At 69.7% G+C, this 1,268-nt stretch carries 2 protein-coding genes; one reads left to right on the top strand and one right to left on the bottom strand.

Translation table 11 applies throughout. From position 1 onward, the window contains the following. Window positions 1–907: beta-galactosidase (locus tag UK23_RS23365; RefSeq protein WP_045313749.1), on the top strand; the 907-nt coding region annotated here is incomplete at its 5' end. Window position 908: 1 nt separating this feature from the next. On the opposite strand, the gene UK23_RS23360 is transcribed toward UK23_RS23365, so the two are convergent. Next, a partial coding sequence (locus UK23_RS23360) for an NAD(P)-dependent oxidoreductase (protein WP_045313748.1) occupies window positions 909–1,268 on the bottom strand: 360 nt, incomplete at its 5' end.

Raw genomic sequence — 1,268 nt, 5'->3', positions numbered from 1 at the left:
TCCCCAGGCCGGAACCGAGAGCAGGATCTGGCGTGAGGTCGTGCGGCTGGGCCAGGACCTCGACGTACTCAGCCCCATCCGCGGCAGCCGCGTGGTGTCGGACGTGGCGATGCTGTGGGACTGGCAGTCCTGGTGGGCACAACGGCTCGAGTGGCGGCCGAGTGTCGACCTCGATGCCCGCGAGCGAGCGGAAGCCTGGTACGCCGCGGCATACGATCAGCACCTCACGGTGGACTTCGCCCACCCGGAGGCCGACCTGAGTGACTATCCGCTGGTCATCGTGCCGGCGTTGTACGTGATGACGGACGCCGCCGGAGCCAATCTCCGCCGCTACGTGGAGGACGGCGGCACCGTGGTCGTGTCCTGCTTCTCAGGAATCGTGGACGAAAGCGACACCATCCACCCCGGCCCTCACCCCGGCGCGCTGCGCGATGTGCTGGGCCTGACGGTCGAGGAGTTCACACCACTGCCCGCGGGTCACCGGGTGCGACTGGACAACGACACGACGGGCACCGTGTGGTCCGAAGTCGTGACTCTCCAAGGCGCCGAACAGGTTTGGTCCTATCTGGACGGTCCGGCGGCAGGACTGCCCGCTGTCACCCGGCACACCTACGGATGCGGCAGTGCCTGGTACGTCTCCACCTGCCTGGCCGAGGACGGCCTCGACGTCGTGCTGCGCGCCGCGATCGCACCCACCACGCTCGTCCCACGCGACCTGCCCCGCGATGTCGAGGTGGTCGAACGCGCCGGAACGGAGGGGCGATACTTGTTCGCCATCAACCACACCGATGACAGCGCCGCGATCCACGTCGGCGAGGCCGGTCGAGAGTTGCTCACGGGTGATGACGTCATTGACAGTCTCCACGTGCCCGCGGGCGGAGTCCGTGTCGTGTTCCGATCGTGGTGAGTCAGGCGATCCGGTGCAGGTCGCCGGAACAGATGGTGCCGTGCAGTGGCTCGCCCCCGACGAACCGCGCGACCTCGGCCACGGTGAACTCGCCCAAGCGGCACAGCTCGTGTCCCTGTGATCCGGCCAGATGCGGGGTGACGAGTACGTTCGGCGGCCGCAGCAGCGGGTGGCCGGGCGGCAGCGGGCCGGGATCGGTCACGTCGAGCACGGCGTCGAGGCGCCCGGTCGCGCAGCGGCGGGGGAGAGCGGCGGTGTCCACCAGGGATCCGCGCGCGGTGTTGATGAGCGTCGCGCCGTCCTGGAGCAGGGCGAGTCGCCGGGCGTCGAGCAGGTGGTGGGTCTCCGGCAGTGCCGGCGC

Source organism: Lentzea aerocolonigenes, from assembly GCF_000955955.1.
GTDB classification, from domain to species: Bacteria; Actinomycetota; Actinomycetes; order Mycobacteriales; family Pseudonocardiaceae; genus Lentzea; species Lentzea aerocolonigenes_A.
The sequence above is the reverse complement of the archived record's forward strand: the minus strand, read 5'-3'. Positions and strand labels throughout refer to the sequence as shown.